This is a genomic window from Sphingomonas sp. (assembly GCF_019746665.1).
GTDB lineage: Bacteria > Pseudomonadota > Alphaproteobacteria > Sphingomonadales > Sphingomonadaceae > Sphingomonas.
Genome location: NZ_JAIERS010000001.1, coordinates 148,361 through 165,610 on the forward strand (window position 1 = coordinate 148,361; position 17,250 = coordinate 165,610).

The window sequence follows — 17,250 nt, forward strand, 5'->3', positions numbered from 1 at the left end:
TTCACTCACCCAGCGCCGCCTTTGCCACGCGCGCCAGCTCGGGGTCGAGCGGCGGCGGTTCCAGCGGCACGAACGCTTCGAGCCGATCGGCCACCGCCTTCAGCGCCGCGATCCGCGCGGCCTTCTTGTCATTGGCGTCGATCGCGACCCAGGGCGCCCAACGCGTATCGGTGCGGCGGAACATTTCGGCCATCGCTTCCAGATAATCCTGCCGCCGCGCCCGGTTGCGATAATCGTCGAGGCCCGTCTTCCAGCGTTTCCACGGGTCTTCGAGCCGCTCGCGCAGGCGTTTGTCCTGCTCCTTCTGGGTGATGTGGAGGAACAGCTTGATGATGGTCGTGCCGCTGTCGGCCTGCTGCGCTTCGAATTCGTTGATCTCGTCATAGCCGCGGCGCCATTCGGGCTCGCTCGCGAAACCTTCGACCCGTTCGACGAGGACGCGACCGTACCAGCTGCGATCGAACACTGCGATGTTGCCGGCCGCTGGCAGCCGCGTCCAGAAGCGCCAGAGAAAGTGGCGGGCGCGCTCCTCGGCGGAGGGGGCCGCGATGGGAAAAACCTCGAAATAGCGCGGGTCCCATTCGGCGGTCAGGCGCTTGATCGCCCCACCCTTGCCCGCCGCGTCCCAGCCCTCGAACACGATCACGGCGCGGCGTTTGTGGCAAAGATGCGCCACCTGGAGACGGGCGAGCCGGGCCTGCAACGCCTTCAAATCAGCATCGTAATCAACTTCATATTCAGCGTTTTGTTCAAAGTCTTTGAGATTGATTGTCATGTCGTCACCGGCAAATGAACGGTCCAGGCGCCGCGCGGTCGCACGACCAACCCATAATAGAGCGCCGACAGCGCGATCTGCGCGGCGGTGACGATCAAGCCCGTCCGCCCCTCGCCCGCGTCGAGCGCGTTGAGCACGACCAGATACAGGCTCGCAGCGAGCGTGACCACCGGCGCGAGCGGAAACCACGGCATCCGGAACGGCGCCCCCGCCGTCGCCCCGTGCATCCGCCCGACGATCGCGGCGAGCGCGATGCCGGCGTAGATCGCGGTCAGCCCCAGCCCGCTGGCGACGAGCAGCAGCGGCAGCGGCACGAAGCAGCACAAAGCCCCCAGCCCGCCCGTCGCGAGCGTCGCGATCCACGGCGAGCCGAAGCGCGGGTGGATCGCCGCCATCAGCGCGTCGCACGGCGCCCCCCAGCAGCGGTCGCGCCCGGTGCCGTAGAAGAAGCGCGCGGTCGACAGGATGCTCGCGATCGCGGCGTTGATGATCGCGACCGCGACGCCCAGCGCCACCGCCTGCCCCGCCAGCCGACCGAGCCGGTGGGCGACGAGGAAGCCGAACGGATCGTCCATCGCCAGCAGCGCGGGCAGATCGGGGGCGCCGATCAGCACCGCGGCGATCGGCAGGCCCTCGATCGCGATGGTTAGCAACGCCGCCCACAGGATCACCCGGCCGATCCGCGCCGGCGCCGCGCGCATCTCTTCCCCGAAATAGACCGCGACGCCGAAGCCGTTGAGCGCGAGCGTCGCGATCGCGGCGGCGATGCCGATCGAAACGCCCCTCCCGGGCAGCGCCGCGCCGCTCCCGGGCATCACGGGGTCGGTGAGGAACAGCCAAAAGCCGCGCTCGGGCAACGCGATCCCCGCCCAAACCACCGCGAGCACCGCCAGCAGTTCGACGAGCAGGAAGGCGCCGGTGATCCAGGCGTTCACCCGGATTTCCAGCAACGCGACCAGCGTCGCCGCGACCACCACCGCGAGCGCGAGCGGCACCTGCGGCACGCCCGGCACCACCGCGCCCAACACCGCCGCGAGGCCCAGCCCCAGGATCGGCGGGAACAGCACATTGTTGAACAGGTTGACGCCGAGCATCACGAACCCCGCCATCGGCCCCAGCGTGCGCGCGACGAACACATATTCGCCGCCCGCCACCGGCCAGCAGGAGGAGAGCTCGGCATAGACATAAGCGGTCGCCACGCAGATGACGCTCGCCAGCGCCATCGCCCAGATCGCCCCGGTGCCGGCGGCGTGGAGCATCCCCGGCACCGCCGCGAACAGCGAAGAGACAGGGCTCGCGACCGAAAGGGTGAGGAAAAGGACGCCCAAGGGGCCGAGGCTGCGGTTGAAGGATTGGGTCACGTCACCAAGCTCCTCCCCCAGTGGGGGAGGTGGCACCCGCGCAGCGGGTGACGGAGGGGTGTTCCCGGCAGTTCAAGGGCGTCACCCCTCCACCAGCCTTCGGCTGGTCCCCCTCCCCTTGCTGGGGAGGAGCTGGAAGGCGCCCCCGCCCCCACCGCAGCTAGTCGACCGTGCGGATATGCAGCTCGCGCAGCTGCTTCAGCGTCACCGCCGAAGGCGCGCCCATCATCAGGTCCTCGGCCTTCTGCGTCATCGGGAAGGTGATGACCTCGCGGATATTGGGTTCGTCCGCCAGCAGCATCACGATCCGGTCGACGCCCGGCGCCGAGCCGCCGTGCGGCGGGGCGCCATATTTGAAGGCGTTGATCATGCCCGCGAAATTGGCATCGACATCGGCGCGCGAATAGCCCGCGATCTCGAACGCCTTGTACATGATCTCGGGCCGGTGGTTCCGGATCGCGCCGGACGACAGCTCGATCCCATTGCAGACGATATCATACTGGTACGCCAGGATATCGAGCGGATCCTTGGTCTCGAGCGCTTCCAGCTCGCCCTGCGGCATCGAAAAGGGATTGTGCGAGAAGTCGATCTTCTTCGCGTCCTCATCATATTCGAACATCGGAAAATCGACGATCCAGCAGAATTCAAAGCGCTTTTCGTCGATCAGGCCAAGCTGCTGGCCCACCCGGGTGCGCGCGAGGCCGGCGAGCTTGGCCGCTTGCGCCTCTTTGCCGGCGGCGAAGAACACGCCGTCGTCCGGCCCCAGCCCCAGCGCTTCGGCGATCGCCGCCATCCCCGCCTCGCCGTGATTGTTCGCGATCGGGCCGCCGAACACGCCGCCCTTGCGCGTCGCATAGCCCAGGCCGGGAAAGCCCTCGCTCTGCGCCCAGGCGTTCATGTCGTCGAAGAATTTGCGGCTCTTGTCCGCCGTGTTCGGCGCGGGGATCGCGCGCACGACATCGCCCGCCGCCACGATCGCGGCGAAGCGGCCAAAGCCCGATCCCTCGAACAGCGTCGAGACATCGGTGATGACGAGCGGGTTGCGCAGATCGGGCTTGTCGTTGCCGTATTTGAGCATCGATTCGCGATAGGGAATGCGCTTGAACGGCAGCGGCGAGACGGTGCGCCCCTTGCCCTGCCAATCGGCGAACTCCTCGAACACCCCGTGCAGCACCGGCTCGATCGCGGCGAACACATCGTCCTGCGTCACGAAGCTCATCTCGAAATCGAGCTGGTAGAATTCACCCGGCGAACGGTCGGCGCGGGCATCCTCGTCGCGGAAGCAGGGGGCGATCTGGAAATAGCGATCGAAGCCCGCGACCATCAGCAGCTGCTTGAACATCTGCGGCGCCTGGGGAAGCGCGTAGAACTTGCCCGGATGCACCCGGCTCGGCACCAGATAATCGCGCGCGCCCTCCGGCGACGAGGCGGTGAGGATCGGCGTCTGGAACTCGGTGAAGCCCTGGCCAATCATCCGCTGGCGCAGCGACGCGATCACTTGCGCGCGCAGCATGATGTTGGCGTGCACCTTCTCGCGCCGCAGATCGAGGAAGCGGTAGCGCAGGCGAATATCCTCGGGATATTCGGACTCGCCCGCCACCGGCATCGGCAGCTCCTGCGCCGCCGATTGCACCACCGCTTCGCGCGCGCGCACTTCGATCGCGCCGGTGGCGAGGTTCGGATTCACCGCCTCGGCCGCGCGGGCGACGACCTCGCCAGTGATGGTGACCACGCTCTCGCTGCGCAGCCCCTCGATCACCGCGAAGGCGGGGCCGTCAACCTCGGTCACGATCTGGGTGATGCCGTAGTGATCGCGCAGATCGACGAACACCAGATCGCCATGGTCGCGCTTCTTATGGACCCAGCCGGAAAGGCGGACGGTCTGGCCGACATCGGCGGCGCGCAACTGGGCGCAGTTATGGGTGCGATAGCTATGCATGGCCGCGCCCATCGGGTGTTGGCGCGGCGCTTGTCAAGCGCGGCTATGGTTCGCCGTCATTCGCCCCGCGGTGGCTCGCCTCGCCACCCTTGCGCCCGGCCTCGGCGGCGCGCTGCGGATCGTTGGCGAAGTTGCCGCCCGATACCTTGCCGCCCGCCCGGCCCGCCGCCGCTGCCCGCGCGGGATTGTTCTTGAAATTGCCCCCGCTCGCCTTGCCGCCCATGCGCGCAATCTCGCGCTGGCGTTCGGCATCCATCGCCGCGAAACCGCGGCCACTCCCCTTGGATTTGGGCGTCTCCGCCATCGTCTTCCTCCCGAACCTGGTGGGTGCGGTGAAAACGCGGCGAGATTTCAATCCGTTCACATAGTTTCGCCGGCGAGCAGCTTCGCTTGGCTTGGGATATGCCCGGTCTGGCCGCTGGCCGATGGTGGTGCTACCGGATGCCATGCACATTCACGATCTGATCACCGACTCTGCCACGCTCGCCAATCTCTGCCACCGCTTGTCGCAAGCGCGTTTCATCACGGTCGATACCGAGTTCATGCGCGAGAACAGCTATTGGCCCGAGCTGTGCCTGATCCAGATCGCCGACGAGAACGAAGCCGCGGCGATCGATCCCAAGGCGCCCGATCTCGATCTGGGGCCGCTGCTCGAACTGCTGGTGAACAATGAGGAGGTGCTGAAGGTGTTCCACGCCGGCGGGCAGGACATCGAGATCATCTACAACCTCACCGGCAAGACCCCGCACCCGCTGTTCGACACCCAGATCGCGGCGATGGCGCTGGGGATGGGCGAGCAGATCGGCTATTCCAACCTGGTCGAGGCGTTCCTGGGGATCGGCATCGACAAGGGCGCGCGCTTCACCGCCTGGAGCCGCCGTCCGCTCGACAAGCGCCAGATCGAATACGCCATCGGCGATGTGACGCACCTCGCGACGATCTTCCCCAAGATGCTGGACCGGCTGCGCAAGACCGGGCGCGGCGCCTGGCTCGACGAGGAGATGGAGCGCATCGCCGAGCCGGGCAATTATCGCAACGACCCCGATCAGGTGTGGCAGCGGGTGCGCATCCAGGGGCGCAAGCCCGAAGTGCTCGGCCGGCTGAAGGCGCTCGCCCGCTGGCGCGAGATCGAGGCGCAGACCAAGGATTTGCCGCGCGGGCGGATCGTGAAGGACGAGACGCTGGCCGACCTGGCGCTGTCGCCGCCCAAGAAGCAGGCCGATCTGGCGAAGGTGCGCGGCCTCTCGGCGAGCTGGGCGGGGAACGATATCGGCGCGCGGCTGATGGCGGCGCTGGAGGATGCGCGGCCGATGTCAGCCAGCGAAATGCCGCCGCGCGACGATCGCAAGCCCGGGCTGGGCAAGGACGGCGCGCTGGTCGCCGATCTGTTGAAACTGCTTCTGAAGATTCGCGCGCGCGACATTGATGTGGCGGCGAAACTCCTCGCCCGCAGCGACGAGCTGGAGGCGCTCGCCGCCGGCCAGCGCCAGGGGCTGCCGATGCTGGAGGGCTGGCGCTACGAGCAGTTCGGCAAGGACGCGCTCGCGCTGGTCGAGGGGCGGCTGGGCTTCACGGTACGCGGCGGCAAGCTGAAGATGACGCGGGCGGAGGAAGCGTAATCTGCTATAGACAGCGCAGTCTCAAGGAGAGTTGCCAGTGAAGCACGATCTCGTCAAGCTCAACGAAAGCGACGGCAGCTGGGATGTTTTTTGCGCGCAATGGCGCGACAGCTGCACATTATATGACGAGGATTTTGAAACTTACGCACGCGATGCCATGCCTGTGCTTATTGATCTCGTTCGCCAACCGAAGGAGGGTGCGGGCGTCTATGCGCTTCGGTCGGAGCAGGGGTCGTTCGACGCCGCCTGCCAAGCCAATTCGACGTATCTGCCAGGTTATACGGGTAAAGTTTTACGGGTTCGCCATCTACTGATGTCGCCACATTTCGACTTTGGCGATTACCCTATTGAAGATTATTCTCGCGTTTTGGCCCGCATGTTTTCGCGGACTATCGAATTGGCAAAATCCGATTTGCCTTCGGAACATATTAAGTTTCATCTGCGTAGTCCTGCTGACCGGCAGTTTTTTGAAGCGATGACCGAGGCGCTTCAGGCCGGCGGCATGTCGAATGTTGCATTGAAGGGAGCGTGGCTCTATTTAACGCTGTAAGCCTGGGCGTAGCTTGGGCGGGGAGTCGCAAATGAAGCAGAATTTGGACGCGATTTTTGAAGTCGCTATCAAGTCCGCGATCCAAAAAATCGGCGTGACCGCGTTCAAGCGGACGTCGTTTTTCGCCTCTAACGAGGCCACTCGGCCGAGCCTCGCGAAGGCAGCGTAACAGCCTATCCTGTTGTTCGCACCACCGCCGGTCGCCCGAGCGCGCCGGCCAGCGCCTTATGGCGGCGCTCGACCGCTTCGGAATAGAGCGCGCGATCGTCGCCGCTCAACGTCAACGCCAGCGCCTCGCCGTCGTCGCGCAGCGCCGAGCGGGTCAGCGGTCCGGCGAGCCCGCCTGACAGGCGCTGCCCCAGCCGCATCGCCAACCCCCAGGCGACCGCGCGCTTCAGCTCGGCGGGCGTCGCGAGCGCCGGCAGCGGATCGGGCGAGGTCAGCCCGCCGCCGAGCGAGGTGAACAGCGCCTGCGCCACCAGCGCGCGGCCGGCGGCGTCGATCGCGACCCAGTTGCCGTGGAGCGCGATCTCCATGCCGCGTTCGGCGCGGAATTCGGGGTTGGCGCGCCAGCCCACGTCCGCGAGGAGGCAGGCGGCGTGGCGCAGCCGCGTCAGCCGCGCGCCGTCGCCCTCGAACAGCGGCGCGATCCAGCCGTCGAGCAGGTCGCCATGTTCGGGGAAGCGCCCCAGCCGCCGCCCCTCGTCGCGCGCGGCGACGATCAGCGGATCGAGCGCGCGCTCCTCGGGCGCGAGCGCCGCGTAGAGCAGTCCCTCGCGCAGCCCGAAGGCGGAGACGATCGTCGTGCTCGATCCCAGATGCCGCAGCAGCACGCCGAGCAGCGCGCAGGCGTCCCCCAGCGTCGGGATGCGCGACGATGACAGGTTGGGAATCGCCCGCAGCGTGCTCTTCGAGATGTGCGCGAGGGTGCGCGAAAGCCGCGCGATCGCAGCCGGCGGCATCTCATATTGGTGGATGATCGGCAACTCATAGCCGGTCTGGTGCATGTCGAGCCGGGCGAGCGAGCGCCATGATCCGCCGACGAGGTAGAAGGGCAGCCCCGCGCCCGCGCCTTCCCAGCCCGCCGCCGCGATCAGCCGATCGACCGCGCGATCGAATTTGCGCGGCCCCTCGCCCCGGAGCGCCGGCAGCCGCAGCACGCCGAGCGGGAAGCTGGCGCGCGCATGGACCGCGCCGTCCTTCACCCGCACCAGTTCCAGGCTCCCGCCGCCGAGATCGCCGACGATGCCGTCCGCCTCGGGGATCGCGGAAAGCACGCCCAACCCCGACCCCAGCGCCTCCTGCTCGCCCGACAGCAATTCGACCGTCAGCCCCATCGCCCGCGCCTCGGCGAGGAGTTCGCCGCCATTGGCCGCGTCGCGCACCGCCGCGGTCGCGACCACTTTCAGCGCCGCGACATCCATCTCGCGCGCGACGGCGGCGAACCGCGCGAGCGCCATCCGCGCGAGGTCGAGCGCGGCGGGGTCGATCGCCCCCGTCTCGGCGAAACCGCGCCCCAGCCCCGCCATCACCTTCTCGTTGAACAAAATCGCCGGCAGCCGCGCCGGTCCCTGATAGACGACCAGGCGGATCGAGTTCGAGCCGATGTCGATGATCGCGGTGCGCGGCTCGACGCCCGCCGGGCGGGCCTTCGCCTTGCCGAAGAACAAGGTCGCCATCAGTCCCGCGCCACCGCCGCGCCCCGGCTGAGCGACAGGCGCGGCACCGCCCCGCCCTTCAGCGCCGCGCCGCGCCCGGAAAGCGACGCGTTGGTCATGAAATAACGGTGCAGGTTGAACGGCTTGGCGCCCGGCTCCAGCCGACGATAGCTGCCATCAGCCTGCAATTCCCAGCTCTGCTCGGTGTCGATCAGGTTGGCGACCATCACCTGATCGAGCACCTGCATATGCACCGTGGGGTTCAGGATCGGCAGCATATATTCGACACGACGATCGAAATTGCGCGGCATCCAGTCGGCCGAGCTGATGAACAGCAGCGCATCGTCGTTGGGCAGCGCCGCGCCATTGCCGAACGCCCAGATGCGGCTGTGCTCCAGGAAGCGGCCGACCACCGATTTCACCCGGATCAGCTCGCCCATGCCGGGCACGCCCGGTTTCAGGCAGCAGATACCGCGAATGATCAGCTCGATCCGCACCCCGGCGTTGCTCGCCTCATACAGCTTCTCGATGATCGCGGGATCGACCAGCGAGTTCATTTTTGCCCACAGCGCCGCCGGCTTGCCGGCGCGCGCCGCAGCGATCTCGGCGTCGATCAGCTCGAACAGCCGGCCGCGCAGGTTGCGCGGGCTCATGCACACCAGCTCCATGTCGGTCGGCTCGAGATAGCCGGTGACATAATTGAACATCTGCGCCGCATCGCGCCCGATGCGCGGATCGGCGGTGAAGAAGCTCAGGTCGGTATAGATGCGCGCGGTGATCGGGTGATAATTGCCGGTGCCGAAGTGGCAATAGGTGCGGAACTCCGCCCCTTCGCGGCGCACCACCATCGATACCTTGGCGTGCGTTTTCCAGTCGATGAAGCCGTACACCACCTGCACGCCCGCGCGTTCGAGCGCGGAGGCCCAGAGCAGGTTCTGCTCCTCATCGAAGCGCGCCTTCAGCTCGACGACCGCCGTCACCGATTTGCCGGCCTCGGCGGCGGCGATCAGCGCGTTGATGACGCCCGGCTGCTTGCCCGCGCGGTAGAGCGTCTGCTTGATCGCCACGACATCGGGGTCCGCCGCCGCCTGGCGCAGAAAGGCGAGCACCACGTCGAACGTCTCGTACGGATGCTGGACGACGATGTCCTTGGCGCGGATCGCCGCGAAGCAATCGCCGCCAAACTCGCGGATGCGCTCGGGGAAGCGCGGGGTGAAGGGGGTGAATTTCAGGTCGGGCCGATCCTCGTCGACCAGCGCCGCCAGATCGCCCATGCCGAGAAAGCCGACGCTTTCGGTGATGATCCCGTCCGCGCCGCCCAGCTCGGCCTTCAGCAGCGCCTCGATCTCGGCGGGGAGATCGGGCTCGCGCTCCAGCCGGATCACCCGGCCGCGCCGGCGCTGCTTGATCGCGGCGGCGAAGTGGCGGACGAGATCCTCCGCCTCTTCCTCGATTTCCAGATCGCTGTCGCGCAGCACGCGGAAGGTGGCGGCGCCGCGCACTTCGTAACCGGGGAAAACCAGCCAGCAATAGCGCTTGATCAGCGTTTCGATCGCCATGTAGCGCGCGCCCTCGCCCGGCAGGCGGACGAAGCGGCCGAGCGCGGTTGGCAGCATCACCAGTTCGCGGAACATCGCCTTGTCGCGCAGGCGGCACAGATCGAAGATCAGGCTCATCCCCTTGTTGGGGATGAACGGAAACGGGTGCGCCGGATCGAGCGCCTGGGGGGTGAGGATCGGGAAAATCTGCTCGCGGAAATAGGCCTCCAGCCAGGCGGCGTCCGCCTCGGGCACTTCGCGCGCGCCGAGCACGGTGATGCCGCTGTCCGCCAGCTGGCGGCGCAGCGACTGCCACACATTCTGTTGCTCGGCCATCAGCCGGTCGGCCTCGGCGGCGGCGAGCGTCAGCTGCTGGCCCGGCGTCAAGCCGTCGGCGGAAAGGCGATCGACCTCCTGCGACAGCTGGCCGCGCAGGCCCGCCACCCGGACCATGAAGAATTCGTCCAGATTGCTCGCCGAAATCGACAGGAAGCGCAACCGTTCGAGCAGCGGGTGGGCGGCGTTGCTCGCTTCCTCCAGCACGCGGCGGTTGAAGGCCAGCCAGCTCAGCTCGCGGTTGAAATAGCGTTCGCCGCGCGCGGCGGGTTCGCCCATCGCGTCATCGTCTTCCATTTCGGCCAGCGTCGGACGGTCCATCACGCCTCTCCTTCCAACATTCCCGCCGCCGTCAGCGCCGCGCGGGCGAGCGGGATCGACAGCCGCCGGCGCTCGGCGAGCGCCGCCATGTCGAGCACATCGGCCGCGCGACCCAGCGCGATATGGCTACGCTCGACTCGGGCGACGAGCCATTGCACCAGTTCGGGCCGGGCATCGAGCCCGCGCTTGAGGAAAGCACGCTCGAACAGCGCCTGCATCAGCGCGTCGTCGGGCGGGGCGATCCGCGCGATCGGGGTCGCGCCCAGGCGCGAGCGCAGATCGGGGAGCTTCACCCGCCATTCGGGTGGCGCGGCATCCGCCACCAGCAGCAGCGGCACGCCATCGGCCTGCGCCGCGTTCCAGGCGTGGAACAGCTGGGTCTCGTTCTGTTGATCGGCGTCGTCGATCGCGCGCCCGCCGCCCTTCACGAACAGCCGCGCGAGCAGCGTGCGCCCCGATTTGCGCGGCCCGATCAGCAGGCTGGCGGGCACCGGCCAGCGCCGCCAGTCGCGCAAATGCGCGGCGGCGCCGGCGTTCGACTCGCTCAACAGAAAGTCATCGTCACTCGGGTCGGGCGGCCAGACGAACGGAAGCGCGAGCTGGGTCATCCGGCGGTGGCGTTTTCCGCCGGGGTATCGGGGATGATGTTGGGCGGGATGCGGCTCTGGCGCAGCAGGCGCAGTGCGCCACCCCCGGCGATCACCTGCCAGCCGCGTGCCTCCAGCGCGGCGCGCAGGCCGTTGGCGTCGCCCTGATAGCCGACGCGCAGCACCGACACCCCGCCCAACGCCAGGCTGACGAGCGAGACCTGCCGGACACCCGGCACCCCGCGCAGCGCGGCTTGGGCGCCATCGAGCGCGTTCGGACTGGGGGTATCGACCTGCACGGTGAGCGCGGTGACCGGCACCTCGGCGACCGGCTGGCCTTCATTGCCCAGGATCGAATCGTCGAGTCCGGGCACCTCCACGGGCGCGACCGGCGCGGGTTCGATCAGGCTGGGGTCGATCCGCAGGACGCCGGCCGAAAGCGCCTGCTGATACGCCTCGTCGATCCGCTTCACCCCCGCGTCGAGCAGCGCCGGCAGCGCGTCGCCATCGCGCACCTGCAGCGAGAATTGCGCCAGCGGCGTATTGTCCGGCCCGAAGCGCGCCTGGAACTCGCCGATGATCGGCCCGCCGGGATATTGGCGATAGAGATGCACGATCGGCATCACCACGTCCCTGGCGCCATATTGCGCCAGGATCGAACGCCACCAGCCGCGCCCGCGGCGGTTGAGCTGGCCCTGGTTCAGCAGCAGCGGATCGGGGCCGCCGCCCGCCGGGCGCACATAATCGATCGCGCTGTTGCCGGTGTTGAACCGCGCCCACGCCTTCAGCCAATCGCTCTCGCGCTCGAAGCCGACCGGAGCGCCGCCCGACCATTCGATCGGCAGCAGCAGCATCGGCGGCGAGCGGGTGAGCGCCGAGGAGACGCCCAGGATCGCCGCCGCCCGGTCACGATCGAAGCGCACGCCGAGCCGGGCGATGTAACGGTTCGGGCCGATCTGCTCATTCTCGACGACGATGCCCGAGACGATCGAGTCGAGCGTGGCATCGGGCAGGCCCACGCCGGGCGCGCCCAGCCGCCGCGCGAGCATCGCCCAGCCCTTGCGCTGCGCGATCCGCCAGCCGGTCTCGCGCGCCGCCTCGGCCGATTTGGCGGTGACGTCGACCGCCACCCCGCTCACCTCGAAGCTCGACCCCTGCGCGCGCACCAGCCCGGTCGCGGCGAGCGAAACCAAGGCGATGGCGGAAAGGCCGAAAGCGAGCGGGCGAAGCATAGGCGCGCCCTTTTGGCGAAGCAGGCGTGGAAATCCAAGCGCGTTATCGCTAGGCGGCTGGGGCATGAGCGAACAGCGCGGCTATACCTATGCCCAGGCGGGCGTCTCGATCGCGGCGGGCAACGCGCTGGTGCGCGCGATCGCCCCGCTCGCCAAGGCCACACGGCGCCCGGGCGCCGATGCCGAGCTTGGCGGGTTCGGCGGCTTTTTCGATCTGAAGGCGGCGGGGTTCCGCGATCCGCTGCTCGTCGCCGCCAATGACGGTGTCGGCACCAAGCTGAAACTCGCGATCGACAGCGGGCGGCACGAAGGCGTCGGCGTCGATCTGGTCGCGATGTGCGCCAACGATCTGATCGTGCAGGGCGCCGAGCCGTTGTTCTTCCTCGATTATTATGCCTGTGGCCGGCTCGATCCGGCGGTCGCGGAGAAAGTGGTCGCCTCGATCGCCGAAGGTTGCCTGCTCGCCGGCTGCGCGCTGATCGGCGGCGAGACCGCCGAAATGCCCGGCATGTATGCCGAGGGCGACTATGATCTCGCCGGCTTCTGCGTCGGCGCCGTGGAGCGCGACCGGGTGCTGACCGGCGCCACCATCGCGCCGGGCGACGTGCTGTTGGGGCTCGCCTCGTCGGGGGTGCATTCGAACGGCTTTTCGCTCGTCCGCCGGCTCGCCGCCGACAAGGGGTGGAAGCTCAACCGGCCGGCCTTGTTCGATCCCGACACGCTGCTGATCGACGCGCTGATGGCGCCGACGCGGATCTACGTGAAATCGCTGCTGCCGCTGATCGCCGATGCGCGGCTGAAGGGCCTCGCGCACATCACCGGCGGCGGCCTGCTGGAAAATGTGCCGCGCGTGCTGCCGGCGGGCTGCCATGCCGCGATCGACGCCGATGCCTGGCCGCTGCCGCCGCTGATGGCGTTCCTGCAAGCCCAGGGCGCGATCGAGCCCGGCGAGCTGGCGCGCACCTTCAACTGCGGGATCGGCATGGTCGCGGTGGTCGCCGAGCATGAGGCGGCGGGCGTCACCGCCGCGCTCGAAGCGCAGGGCGAGCGCGTATTCCGCATCGGCCAGGTCGAAGCCGGACCGCGCGGCTGCACCGTGCGCGGCGGCGCCGAGGCGTGGAGCGCCCGCGCCGCCTGGCACGCGACCCACACCGCATGAGCGCGCGGCGCAAGGTCGCGGTGCTGCTCTCGGGCCGGGGCTCGAACCTGCAGGCGCTGGTCGCCGCCGCGCGCGAGCCGCACTGCGCGTTCGAGGTGGTCCTCGCCGCGTCGGACAAGCCCGAGGCGCCCGGCATCGCCTGGGCCGCCGAGCAGGGCATCGCCACCTTCGCCACGCCCGCCAAAGGCCGCGCCAAGGCCGAATATGAGGCCGAGATCGAGGCCGCGCTCCACCATGAAGGCGCCGAGTTCATCGCGCTCGCCGGCTATATGCGGCTGTTGTCGCCCGCCTTCGTCCAGCGCTGGCAGGGGCGCGTGCTCAACATCCACCCCTCGCTGCTGCCCAAATATAAGGGGCTCGACACCCATGCGCGGGCGATCGAGGCGGGGGACAAGGTGGGCGGCTGTTCGGTCCACATCGTCACCGAAGCGCTTGACGAGGGCGAGGTGCTCGGCCGCGCGGTGGTGCCGATCCTGCCCGGCGACACGCCCGAAAAGCTCGCCGCGCGCGTGCTCGTCGCCGAGCACCGCCTCTATCCCCGGCTGCTGGCGGAGTATGTCGCGCGATGAACCAGGAAGCCTTGCTCGCCGAGGTCCGCGCCCGCGCGCTCGCCCTACCCAACGCCGCGGAGAAGCTGTCGCACGGGTCGCCCGGCTTCTTCGTCCAGAAAGGCAAGTTCTTCGCCTATTTCTGGAACGATCACCACGGCGACGGCCGCACCGCCGTGCTGGTCAAGACCAGCGGGCGCGAGGAACAATCAATGCTCTGCGAGGTCGCGCCCGAGGATTATTTCATCCCGCCCTATCTGGGGCCGAGCGGCTGGGTGGGGCTGCGGCTGGACGGGCGCGCGGTCGATTGGGCGCAGGTGGAGCACCGGCTACGGCAAAGCTGGGAACGCGCCGCGCCGTCCGCGCTGCTGCGTGGGTTCGAAACCCCCTAATCCAGCGCGCGGGCGTACAGCACCTCGGTATAGTTGATCGTGCTGATCGTCACCACGCGTTCGCCGGCGAGGACGAAGCCGCGACGCTCGTACAGCGTGCGATTATGGTGATCGTCGGGCTCGCAACCGATGATGATGCGGCGCGCGCCCAAGGTGCGGGCGTCGTCATAGGCGAAGTCGAACAGCCGCGCCCCAACCCGCAGCCCGCGATAGCCCGGCAGCACGTGCAGCCGCTTCACTTCCAGTTCGAGCGCGTCCTCGGTGACGATCAGGGCGGCGGGGTCGATCATCATATAGCCGACCAGGCCACCGCAATCGAGGCGCGCGACGCGGATCAGGCAGCGCCGCCCCGCCAGCCGCTCCGCGAAATAGCGGGGCGAATGTTCCTGCTCGATATAGCGGACGAGAACTTCTGGCGGCGCGATATGCGTCTTGTTGTTCACCAGGCACGCGGTCGACAACAAGGACAGGGCCGGCACATCGGCGATGCCGGCCGTATCGACGGTGATCGTCAGATCAGCCGACAAGCTCATCGTCGCGGAAGAAATAGGCGATTTCGATGGCGGCATTCTCATCCGAGTCCGAACCATGGACCGAGTTCGCCTCGATCGATTCGGCGAGTTCGCGGCGGATCGTGCCGGGTTCGGCGTTGGCCGGGTTGGTGGCGCCCATCACCTGGCGGTTGCGCGCGACCGCGTCCTCGCCCTCCAGCACCTGGACGACGACCGGGCCGGAAATCATGAACGTCACCAGATCGTTGAAGAAGGGGCGTTCCTTGTGCACCGCGTAGAAGCCCTCGGCCTGCTCGCGGCTCATGCGAATCCGCTTCGAGGCGACCACGCGCAGCCCGGCTTCCTCAAGCATCTTGGTCACCGCGCCGGTCAGGTTGCGGCGGGTGGCGTCGGGCTTGATGATCGAGAAGGTACGGGTAACGGGCATGAGAAACTCCTGAAGCGTTCGGCGCGGGGCTTAGCGGCGTGGGCGCGCGGGGGCAAGCTGGGGCTATTCGGGTCTGGTTTCCGTTTGCCCCCTCCCCGGCGAAGGCCGGGGCCCAGCAGCGCGCTGCTTGATGTGCTGCGCGGCCGTTGCGCCGGAGGAATACTGGGCCCCGGCCTTCGCCGGGGAGGAAGTAAGCCCCGGAAGCACGCTATGCGCTAGGCCGCCTGCTCCCAGCCCCTGTCGCCCTGCTTCCAATAGCGCCGCTCCACCCCCTCGCGCCCGGTGAGCCCCTTCCACGCGGCGCGCGCGGCGGCGATCCCGCTTTCGTCGAACAGATGGAAGGCGCGGTCGAACCCCAAGGCTTCCTCGCGCCACATCCCGTCGGCGATCAGCACATGGCGCGCGCCGTTCCCCGCTTGCGTATCGCCCGCGATCAGGATCGGCTGCGCGGCATCGTCCATCGCCCCGGCGATCGCGTGCGGCAGGAAGCTTTCGGGCGCATAGTCCCACAGCAAGCGGTCGAGCGCCGCCCGCTGTTCGGCATCCGCGGTCACGATCAGCAGCCGCGCGCCGCCCGCGACCACCCGCTCGGCGAGGCGCGGCAGCACGCGCGCGAGCGGCTGGCGGGTGAGGTGGTAGAAATCGACCTGCACCCGCCCCGCCTTCGATCAGGCTTCCAGGGTGTCGCGCACCAGCCGGTCGAGCAGGCGCACGCCGAACCCGGTCGCGCCCTTGTCATGCGTCGCGCCCGGCTTGTCGACCCATACCGTGCCGGCGATGTCGAGATGCGCCCAGCGCACGCCCTTGTCGATGAAGCGCTGGATGAACTGCGCGGCGGTGATCGATCCGGCGCCGCGTGGGCCGACATTCTTCATGTCGGCGATCGGGCTGTCGAGCAGCTTGTTATACGCATCCGCCAGCGGGAAGCGCCACAATTGGTCGCCGGTCGCACGCCCCGCGGCGAGCAGCTGGTCGGCGAGCGCGTCATCGTTGCTGAACAGCCCGGCATGTTCGTGGCCGAGCGAGACGATCATCGCACCCGTGAGCGTCGCCAGATCGACGATCGCCTTGGGCCGGTGCGTGCGCTGAACCCAGGTGAGCACGTCCGCCAGCACCAGCCGCCCTTCGGCGTCGGTGTTCAGGATCTCGATCGTCTGGCCCGACATCGAGGTGACGATGTCGCCCGGGCGCTGGGCGTTGCCGTCGGGCATGTTCTCGACCAGCCCGCACACGCCGATGACGTTCGCCTTGGCCTTGCGCCGGGCGAGCGCCTTCATCGCGCCCACCACCGCGCCGGCGCCGCCCATGTCCCACTTCATGTCTTCCATGCCCGGGCCGGGCTTCAGGCTGATGCCGCCGGTATCGAAGGTGACGCCCTTGCCGACCAGCGCGAGATCGGGATCGCCCGCGCCCTTGCCGCTCCACTTGAGCGCGAGCAGCTGCCCCTCGCGCACCGAGCCCTGGCTGACGCCGAGCAGCGAGCCCATGCCGAGGCCGCGCATCTCCTCCTCGCCGAGCACGGTGATCTCCAGCCCCAGCCCGTCGACCGAGGCGCGTACGCGCTCGACGAAGCTCGCCGGGTAGATGATGTTCGGCGGCTCGGACACCAGCTCGCGGGTGAGCGCGACGCCCTCGGCCACCGCCTGCGCCTCGGCCCAGGCGGCCTCGGCCCCCTCGGGCGCGCCCACCAGCACCACTTCGCCGAGCGTCGGCTTCTGCTTGTCGGTCAGCTGGGTGCGATACGTGTCGATCCGCCAGCCGCGCAGCACCAGGGCGAGCGCGAAGCGGGTGACCGCCGCCACCGCGGGCGCACCGCCCAGCGCCGCGAAATCCACCGCCAGCCGCGTCGCGCCCGAGGTGAGCAGCTTCGCGGTGAGCGCGCCGCCCGCGCGCTCATAATCCACCTCGCCACCATGGCCGACGCCCACCAGCAGCAGCCGCACCACCTGCCCGTCGTGCTCGACGAACGCTTCGGCGATCGCCCCCGCCTCGCCCTCGAACCGCGCGGCCCGCGCGGCGCCGCGCGCCAGCAGCTCGGCGGCGGGGCCGAAGCCGCCAAAGCCGAGGCGCTCCAGCCCGTCCTTTTCCACCGGCAGCGCGACAACCGCTTCGGCGGCGAGCGTGGGCGCAAAGCTTATCTTCATGTAAACCTCATATCCTTACACGCCTTATGGCGTCTGACTTAGGCGCGACGCGGGGCGGCGCCAAGCACAAGACGCCGCCCCACCCGCCGATTGCCCCCGGGCGCAACCGGTGCGATAGGGCCGATTGCAGCGGCAACAGCCGCACGTAAAGG

18 protein-coding genes are annotated in these 17,250 nt (G+C 68.6%); 6 read left to right on the plus strand and 12 right to left on the minus strand.

The features are described from left to right. Window position 1: 1 nt before the first annotated feature. The 4 genes from K2X73_RS00725 to K2X73_RS00740 all read right to left on the minus strand — a co-directional run bounded on the left by K2X73_RS00725 (window position 2) and on the right by K2X73_RS00740 (window position 4,379). Entirely contained in the window at window positions 2–775 is a 774-nt protein-coding gene (locus K2X73_RS00725; RefSeq protein ID WP_294107595.1) for a polyphosphate kinase, read from the minus strand. Then, on the minus strand, window positions 772–2,136 hold the full coding sequence (locus K2X73_RS00730) for an APC family permease (protein ID WP_294107599.1): 1,365 nt from the start codon (window positions 2,134–2,136) through the stop codon (window positions 772–774). Before K2X73_RS00730 ends, K2X73_RS00725 begins: the two co-directional genes overlap by 4 nt. A 160-nt stretch (window positions 2,137–2,296) precedes the next feature. Further along, complete coding sequence (gene aspS / locus K2X73_RS00735) at window positions 2,297–4,075, minus strand: aspartate--tRNA ligase (protein WP_294107601.1); 1,779 nt, start codon at window positions 4,073–4,075, stop codon at window positions 2,297–2,299. A 43-nt stretch (window positions 4,076–4,118) separates the two neighbouring features. Then, window positions 4,119–4,379: a KGG domain-containing protein gene (locus K2X73_RS00740; RefSeq protein WP_294107603.1), complete on the minus strand. Its 261-nt coding sequence runs from the start codon at window positions 4,377–4,379 to the stop codon at window positions 4,119–4,121. Window positions 4,380–4,521: 142 nt separating this feature from the next. Here K2X73_RS00740 and rnd point away from each other — a divergent pair, with 142 nt between their 5' ends. From rnd to K2X73_RS00755, 3 genes are read left to right on the plus strand one after another with little or no spacing between them, the layout of a single operon-like run. Continuing rightward, complete coding sequence (gene rnd / locus K2X73_RS00745) at window positions 4,522–5,694, plus strand: ribonuclease D (RefSeq protein ID WP_294107680.1); 1,173 nt, start codon at window positions 4,522–4,524, stop codon at window positions 5,692–5,694. Between the two features lie 37 nt (window positions 5,695–5,731). Next, window positions 5,732–6,244, plus strand: coding sequence for a hypothetical protein (locus tag K2X73_RS00750; protein ID WP_294107605.1), 513 nt, complete (start codon window positions 5,732–5,734; stop codon window positions 6,242–6,244). Between the two features lie 31 nt (window positions 6,245–6,275). Next, window positions 6,276–6,413 (plus strand): hypothetical protein, encoded by a 138-nt coding sequence (locus tag K2X73_RS00755; RefSeq protein ID WP_294107606.1) that lies wholly within the window; start codon window positions 6,276–6,278, stop codon window positions 6,411–6,413. A 4-nt stretch (window positions 6,414–6,417) separates the two neighbouring features. Here K2X73_RS00755 and K2X73_RS00760 read toward each other — a convergent pair whose 3' ends face one another. Genes K2X73_RS00760 through K2X73_RS00775 form a run of 4 tightly spaced genes read right to left on the minus strand, consistent with a single transcriptional unit; the run spans window position 6,418 to window position 11,916 of the window. Next, a complete protein-coding gene (locus K2X73_RS00760; RefSeq protein ID WP_294107608.1) occupies window positions 6,418–7,923 on the minus strand; it encodes a Ppx/GppA family phosphatase in 1,506 nt (501 codons plus the stop codon). After that, window positions 7,923–10,073 carry an RNA degradosome polyphosphate kinase gene (locus K2X73_RS00765; protein WP_294107682.1) on the minus strand — a complete coding sequence of 717 codons (2,151 nt, stop codon included), beginning with the start codon at window positions 10,071–10,073 and terminating at the stop codon, window positions 7,923–7,925. The genes K2X73_RS00760 and K2X73_RS00765 overlap by 1 nt, the downstream gene beginning before the upstream one ends. 23 nt (window positions 10,074–10,096) lie before the next feature. Further along, window positions 10,097–10,705: a DnaA/Hda family protein gene (locus K2X73_RS00770; protein ID WP_294107610.1), complete on the minus strand. Its 609-nt coding sequence runs from the start codon at window positions 10,703–10,705 to the stop codon at window positions 10,097–10,099. Further along, window positions 10,702–11,916, minus strand: a complete 1,215-nt coding sequence (locus K2X73_RS00775) for a heavy-metal-associated domain-containing protein (RefSeq protein ID WP_294107612.1) — start codon at window positions 11,914–11,916, stop codon at window positions 10,702–10,704. The genes K2X73_RS00770 and K2X73_RS00775 overlap by 4 nt, the downstream gene beginning before the upstream one ends. Window positions 11,917–11,980: 64 nt before the next feature. Here K2X73_RS00775 and purM point away from each other — a divergent pair, with 64 nt between their 5' ends. Genes purM through K2X73_RS00790 form a run of 3 tightly spaced genes read left to right on the plus strand, consistent with a single transcriptional unit; the run spans window position 11,981 to window position 14,015 of the window. Further along, on the plus strand, window positions 11,981–13,075 hold the full coding sequence (gene purM, locus K2X73_RS00780; protein ID WP_294107614.1) for a phosphoribosylformylglycinamidine cyclo-ligase: 1,095 nt from the start codon (window positions 11,981–11,983) through the stop codon (window positions 13,073–13,075). Beyond that, window positions 13,072–13,644 carry a phosphoribosylglycinamide formyltransferase gene (gene purN, locus K2X73_RS00785; RefSeq protein WP_294107615.1) on the plus strand — a complete coding sequence of 191 codons (573 nt, stop codon included), beginning with the start codon at window positions 13,072–13,074 and terminating at the stop codon, window positions 13,642–13,644. Before purM ends, purN begins: the two co-directional genes overlap by 4 nt. Continuing rightward, entirely contained in the window at window positions 13,641–14,015 is a 375-nt protein-coding gene (locus tag K2X73_RS00790) for an MmcQ/YjbR family DNA-binding protein (protein WP_294107617.1), read from the plus strand. The genes purN and K2X73_RS00790 overlap by 4 nt, the downstream gene beginning before the upstream one ends. Here the strand turns inward: K2X73_RS00790 and K2X73_RS00795 are convergent. The 4 genes from K2X73_RS00795 to K2X73_RS00810 all read right to left on the minus strand — a co-directional run bounded on the left by K2X73_RS00795 (window position 14,012) and on the right by K2X73_RS00810 (window position 17,098). Then, window positions 14,012–14,548: a GNAT family N-acetyltransferase gene (locus K2X73_RS00795; RefSeq protein WP_294107619.1), complete on the minus strand. Its 537-nt coding sequence runs from the start codon at window positions 14,546–14,548 to the stop codon at window positions 14,012–14,014. The two genes, K2X73_RS00790 and K2X73_RS00795, sit on opposite strands and share 4 nt — an antisense overlap. Then, a complete protein-coding gene (gene ndk / locus K2X73_RS00800; protein WP_294107622.1) occupies window positions 14,532–14,954 on the minus strand; it encodes a nucleoside-diphosphate kinase in 423 nt (140 codons plus the stop codon). Before ndk ends, K2X73_RS00795 begins: the two co-directional genes overlap by 17 nt. Before the next feature lie 215 nt (window positions 14,955–15,169). Continuing rightward, complete coding sequence (locus K2X73_RS00805) at window positions 15,170–15,607, minus strand: DNA polymerase III subunit chi (protein ID WP_294107624.1); 438 nt, start codon at window positions 15,605–15,607, stop codon at window positions 15,170–15,172. A 15-nt stretch (window positions 15,608–15,622) separates the two neighbouring features. Then, on the minus strand, window positions 15,623–17,098 hold the full coding sequence (locus tag K2X73_RS00810) for a leucyl aminopeptidase (protein WP_294107626.1): 1,476 nt from the start codon (window positions 17,096–17,098) through the stop codon (window positions 15,623–15,625). Window positions 17,099–17,250 lie beyond the last annotated feature (152 nt).

What these genes read in the sequence shown, in the direction of transcription:
- K2X73_RS00725 (WP_294107595.1), bottom strand. Translation starts at nt 775, where the DNA reads ATGACAATCAATCTCAAAGACTTTGAACAAAACGCTGAATATGAAGTT.
- aspS (WP_294107601.1), bottom strand. Translation starts at nt 4,075, where the DNA reads ATGCATAGCTATCGCACCCATAACTGCGCCCAGTTGCGCGCCGCCGAT.
- K2X73_RS00740 (WP_294107603.1), bottom strand. Translation starts at nt 4,379, where the DNA reads ATGGCGGAGACGCCCAAATCCAAGGGGAGTGGCCGCGGTTTCGCGGCG.
- rnd (WP_294107680.1), top strand. Translation starts at nt 4,522, where the DNA reads ATGCACATTCACGATCTGATCACCGACTCTGCCACGCTCGCCAATCTC.
- K2X73_RS00755 (WP_294107606.1), top strand. Translation starts at nt 6,276, where the DNA reads ATGAAGCAGAATTTGGACGCGATTTTTGAAGTCGCTATCAAGTCCGCG.
- K2X73_RS00760 (WP_294107608.1), bottom strand. Translation starts at nt 7,923, where the DNA reads ATGGCGACCTTGTTCTTCGGCAAGGCGAAGGCCCGCCCGGCGGGCGTC.
- K2X73_RS00765 (WP_294107682.1), bottom strand. Translation starts at nt 10,073, where the DNA reads ATGGAAGACGATGACGCGATGGGCGAACCCGCCGCGCGCGGCGAACGC.
- K2X73_RS00770 (WP_294107610.1), bottom strand. Translation starts at nt 10,705, where the DNA reads ATGACCCAGCTCGCGCTTCCGTTCGTCTGGCCGCCCGACCCGAGTGAC.
- K2X73_RS00775 (WP_294107612.1), bottom strand. Translation starts at nt 11,916, where the DNA reads ATGCTTCGCCCGCTCGCTTTCGGCCTTTCCGCCATCGCCTTGGTTTCG.
- purM (WP_294107614.1), top strand. Translation starts at nt 11,981, where the DNA reads ATGAGCGAACAGCGCGGCTATACCTATGCCCAGGCGGGCGTCTCGATC.
- purN (WP_294107615.1), top strand. Translation starts at nt 13,072, where the DNA reads ATGAGCGCGCGGCGCAAGGTCGCGGTGCTGCTCTCGGGCCGGGGCTCG.
- K2X73_RS00790 (WP_294107617.1), top strand. Translation starts at nt 13,641, where the DNA reads ATGAACCAGGAAGCCTTGCTCGCCGAGGTCCGCGCCCGCGCGCTCGCC.
- K2X73_RS00795 (WP_294107619.1), bottom strand. Translation starts at nt 14,548, where the DNA reads ATGAGCTTGTCGGCTGATCTGACGATCACCGTCGATACGGCCGGCATC.
- ndk (WP_294107622.1), bottom strand. Translation starts at nt 14,954, where the DNA reads ATGCCCGTTACCCGTACCTTCTCGATCATCAAGCCCGACGCCACCCGC.
- K2X73_RS00810 (WP_294107626.1), bottom strand. Translation starts at nt 17,098, where the DNA reads ATGAAGATAAGCTTTGCGCCCACGCTCGCCGCCGAAGCGGTTGTCGCG.